This window comes from Verrucosispora sp. SN26_14.1, assembly GCF_004307965.1.
GTDB lineage: Bacteria > Actinomycetota > Actinomycetes > Mycobacteriales > Micromonosporaceae > Micromonospora.
On record NZ_SISL01000450.1, the window covers coordinates 1 to 4,768 of the forward strand.

3 protein-coding genes are annotated in these 4,768 nt (G+C 70.7%); 2 read left to right on the top strand and 1 reads right to left on the bottom strand.

Features of this window, described 5'->3' with window-relative positions:
- Nucleotide 1: 1 nt before the first annotated feature.
- Complete coding sequence (gene pepN / locus EYA84_RS26760) at nt 2–2,518, bottom strand: aminopeptidase N (RefSeq protein WP_131056475.1); 2,517 nt, start codon at nt 2,516–2,518, stop codon at nt 2–4.
- Nucleotides 2,519–2,736: 218 nt separating this feature from the next.
- On the opposite strand from pepN, the gene EYA84_RS26765 reads away from it, so the two are divergent.
- The gene (locus EYA84_RS26765; RefSeq protein WP_131056477.1) at nt 2,737–3,360 is read left to right on the top strand and encodes a disulfide bond formation protein DsbA; all 624 of its coding nucleotides are present in this window, start codon (nt 2,737–2,739) and stop codon (nt 3,358–3,360) included.
- Between the two features lie 773 nt (nt 3,361–4,133).
- The coding region (locus tag EYA84_RS26770) for a DUF1015 family protein (protein WP_131056479.1) at nt 4,134–4,768 on the top strand (635 nt) is incomplete at its 3' end.

Genomic DNA, 4,768 nt, shown 5'->3' on the forward strand with positions numbered 1-4,768 from the left:
TCTAAGAGACAGCCACACCGTCGCGGCCCTCGGCCACCAGCCGGCGCAGCGGACCCGGGTGGCCCTCCTGCGCCAGCCAGGCGTCGGTGGCCTCGACCGTGTCGTCGTCGACCAGGTACGCCGGGTACACCAGCATGGCGAACTCCTGCGCCGGCTCGCTGTCCCGGCGCGCCCAGACCTGCCCGACCGTGTCGAAGTACCGGTCCCGGTAGGGCGTGATCAGTTCGACCTGGGTCGGGTGGGTGAAACCCTGCAACAGCGCCCGGTTCCGCCAGTTCGGCAGCGCCTCGGCACCGGTGAGCTGTGCCCAGACCGCCGCCTTGTTCTCCGCGGTGGGCAGCAGGGCGTGTGCGTACGCGGCCTCCCGCTCGCCGCTGGAGGTCTTGTCGCCGGCCAGCTCGGCCTCGATCTGCGGCCCACCCGCCACACCGTTGGCCACCAGGGACTGCAGCACGCTCCAGCGCAGCTCGGTGTCGATGGTCAGCCCGGCGGTCACCTCGGAGCCGTCCAGCCAGCCGCGCAGGATAGCCAGGTCCTCGGCGGAGCGGGCCGCGGAGACGTACGCCCGGGCCCAGGCCAGCTGGAAGCCGCTGCCGGGCTCGGCGGCGGCGAGCGCGGTCCGCGCGGTCCGGGCCAGGTCGGCCCAGCCGGTCGGCGCCCAGCTCGGGTCGGCGTAGAAGGTGATGGCGGTGCTGACCTGGCGCAGCGTGGCGGTGACCAGGTTGATGTCCCGCTCGGCCGGCAGCCCGGCCAGCACCAGCGCCACGTAGTCGCGGGTGGCCAGCTCGGCGTCGCGGGTCATGTCCCATGCGGCCGTCCAGCACAGCGCGCGCGCCAGCGACGACTCGAAGCCGGCGATGTGCTGCACCACCGTCGCCATCGACCGCCCGTCCAGGCGCAGCTTCGTGTACGTCAGGTCGTCGTCGTTGAGCAGCAGCACGTCGGCCGCCCGCACTCCGGCGAGCTCGGTCAGCTCGGTCGACTCGCCGTCGACGTCCACCTCGTACCGTTCGCGGCGCACCAGGCGACCGTCGGTGAGGTCGTAGAGGCCGACCCCGATCCGGTGGGTCCGCAGCGTCGGGTGACCCTGCGGCGCCTCCTGGCGGACCAGGACCCGCTGGTACGTGCCGTCCTCGCCGATGGTCAGCTCCGGCCGCAGCGTGTTGACCTGCGCCGTCTCCAGCCACTGGGTGGCGAAGGTGCGCAGCTTGCGCCCGGAGGCGGTCTCCAGCTCGGTGAGCAGGTCGTCGAAGGTGGCGTTGCCCCAGGCGTGCTTGGCGAAGTACGCCCGCAGACCCGCCAGGAACGGCTCCTCACCCACGTACGCCACGAGCTGCTTGAGCACGCTGGCGCCCTTGGCGTACGTGATGCCGTCGAAGTTGACCTCGACCGCCTCCAGGTCCGGCATCTCGCAGTACACCGGGTGGGTGGAGGAGAGCTGGTCCTGCCGGTAGCCCCAGTTCTTCCGGATGGACAGGAACGTCGTCCACGCCTCGGTGAAGCGGGTGGCGTGCGTGTTGCACCAGTGGCTGGCCCACTCGGCGAACGACTCGTTCAGCCACAGGTCGTTCCACCAGCGCATGGTGACCAGGTCACCGAACCACATGTGCGCCAGCTCGTGCAGGATCGTGTTGGCCCGCTGCTCGTACTCGTAGTCGGTCACCTGCGACCGGAACAGGTAGTACGACTCGGCGTGCGTGACGCAGCCGAAGTTCTCCATCGCGCCGGCGTTGAAGTCCGGCACCCAGACCTGGTCGTACTTGGGCAGCGGGTAGCGCACCCCGAACTGCTCGTGGAAGAAGTCGAAGCCCTGCGTCGTGATCAGGTTCAGGTCCTCGGCGTCGAGGTACTGCGCCATGCTGGCCCGGCAGAAGTAGCCCAGGTCGATGCCGTCGTGGCCGTACCGCACCTCGTGGTACGGCCCGGCGCAGATCGCGGTGATGTAGGTGCTCATCCGCGGTGAGGTGGTGAAGTGCAGGGTCTTGCACCCCTCACCCGCCGCCTCCTCGCGCTCCACCGGCATGTTGGAGACGGCCTTCCAGTGCTCCGGGACGGTGGCGTGCCAGGTGTAGACGCTCTTCAGATCGGGCTGGTCGAAGCAGGCGTACGTGCGCTGCGCGTCGGCGGTCTCGAACTGCGAGTAGAGGTAGGTCTCGCCGTCGACCGGGTCGACGCTGCGGTGCAGGCCCTGCCCCGAGCTGGAGTACGCGAAGTCGGCGTCGACGACCAGCGTGTTCTCCTCGGCCAGACCGGTCAGGGTCAGCCCCTTCTCGGCCGACCAGTCGGACAGGTCGACCGGGTCGCCGTTGAGCGTCGCCGAGCGGATCGAGTCCGCGGCGACCTCGATGAACGTGCTGGCGCCCGGCTCGCTGCACCCGAAGCGCACCTCGGTGGTCGATCGGAAGGTGCGGCCACCGGCCGCGTGTACGGCACTGGACAGGTCCAGGTTGATGTCGTACCCGGTCACGTCGAGCAGTCGGGCCCGCTCGGTCGCCTCGACCTGTGTCAGGTTGCGCACTCCCGGCACGTTCGTCTCCATCCCACTATCGCCGCACGTCACGGTCACCTCAGTCGTCGACCGCTCGTGACGGCCGGTCCGGGCCTGAGTCTTCCATGCGTCAACACCCGTCGGTGGGCGAGGTCACGCGGCCCGTTACCGGCCGGTCGCCCCGATGCGGAGTAAAGATGCGTGATAGGCCGGTCGAATCGGCATCTCCGTTGCGAAGGGACCTAAACGTGAACGAGCGTGTCAGTGTCGACATGTGGTTCGACCCGATCTGCCCATGGGCGTGGATCACCTCCCGATGGCTGCTGGAGGTGGAGCGGGTCCGCGACATCGACGTCCGCTACCACGTGATGAGCCTGTCGGTGCTCAACGAGGGGCGGGAGCTGCCCGAGGCGTACCAGGAGATCATGAAGACCGGGTGGGGCCCGGTCCGCGTCTGCATCGCCGTCGGGCAGCGGTACGGCCCGGACGCCGTGCGGAACCTCTACACCGCCATGGGCACCCGGATCCACCTCGGCAAGGAGGCACGTGGACCGGAGTTGTACGCCGCCGCGCTGACCGACGCCGGGCTGGACCCGGCGCTGGCCTCGGCCGCCGACGACGCGAGCCTCGACGCGGCCCTGCGGGAGAGCCACGAGGCGGGGATGCGTCCGGTCGGCACCGAGGTCGGTACCCCGGTCGTGCACGCTCCGGGTCCGGACGGCAAGCAGGTCGCCTTCTTCGGCCCGGTGGTCACCCCGGCACCCAAGGGCGAGGCCGCCGGCCGACTCTGGGACGGCGTGATGCTGGTCGCCGGCACGCCCGGCTTCTTCGAACTCAAGCGCAGCCGCGACATCGACCCCATCTTCACCTGACCCACCTTGGTGTAAGGAAGGGCCCCCTGCTAACGCCTCGTGTATAGCAGGGGTCCCCTCCTAACACCGCTGCCGCCGCCGGACGCTGCCGCCGCCGGACGCTGCCGCTACCGCCGTTGCGCGTCACCGCCCGCTCTGTGGGCTCGTTTGACCAGTTGTCCGCAGCGGCGATCCGGCGGCCCGTAGCCACGGCTGCCGACCGCACACCGCAGCTCGTGGAGGTGTAGCCATGGCCAAGCACCGTGCGCCCGTCGACGATGTCCCGTGGTGGGAGGAGCGCGGGAGCGGCGCGGACCGACCGGCGGTCGACCTGCGCTGGCCCGTCACCGGAAAAGGCCCTTCCGACGGCCTGACCCGGGTATCCGGGTCGGGTGTGGTGGGCGTGGCCCGGGTCCCCGTGACCTCGCGTCTGACCCCACCGGACCGGGACCTACGCGACCAGGGCCCACCGCCGGGACGGGTACGCCCCACCGCACTGGTGACGCCCCAAGGCCCGCAGCACACACCCCCGGGCCAGCACCACACACCCCCAAACCCGCAGCACACGCCTGTCGGCTGGCAGCACAGACCACCCCCGAGCCGGCAGCACGGGCCTGTCGGCCGGCAGCACTCGCCCGTCGGCCGACGTCAGGCGCGCATCGAGCCGGAGTGTTAACAAGGGCCCCCTGCTCTACCTGAGGCGTTAATAAGGTGCCCTTCCTTGCGCGCCAACTGGTGGACGTCGTGCGGGTCGGCGGGAGGCGCGGTCATCGCCGCCGGTAGCGTCAGTGGACATGACCGTCGTGCACCCGATCAACCGGGCCTGGATCACCACGGGCGGCACCGGCGCCCAGAACTACGACGAGTTCGCCGACGACGCGGAGATCACCGCGATCATCGAGGCGAACCCGCAGAGCGCTCTCGGCATCGAGATGCCGCACCGGGCTCCGGAGAGCCTCGGCAAGTCCTTCGCCGACGCCCTGCCGGAGGCGGCGACCCGGCTGGCCGAGGCGAAGGCCGACGGCAGTTACACCCCCGCCGAGCAGGTGGTGGTGCTGTACCGCATCAGCGCACCCGGTGAGGACTCCGCGTACGGGCTCTGGGTGATGGTCGACACCGACCAGATCTCCACCCGCGCCGACGAGCCGGGTCTTGTCATCCGCAACGAGGACGTCTTCATCGCCAAGGTGCGCGAGCGCGTCGCGCTGGCCGAGACGCTGGGGCACCTGCTCTCGCCGGTGCTGCTGTTGCAGACCGGGCGGGGTGACGAACTGCACGCCGCGCTGGCCGCCGCCACCGAATCGGCCGGTGCGCCCGCCGCCACCGACACCGACCAGGCCGGGCGTACGCACGCCATCTGGCTGCTCGGCCCCGGGCCGCGCCAGGACGAGCTGACCGCGCTGGCCGGCGGCGGCGAGCTGGTCGTCGC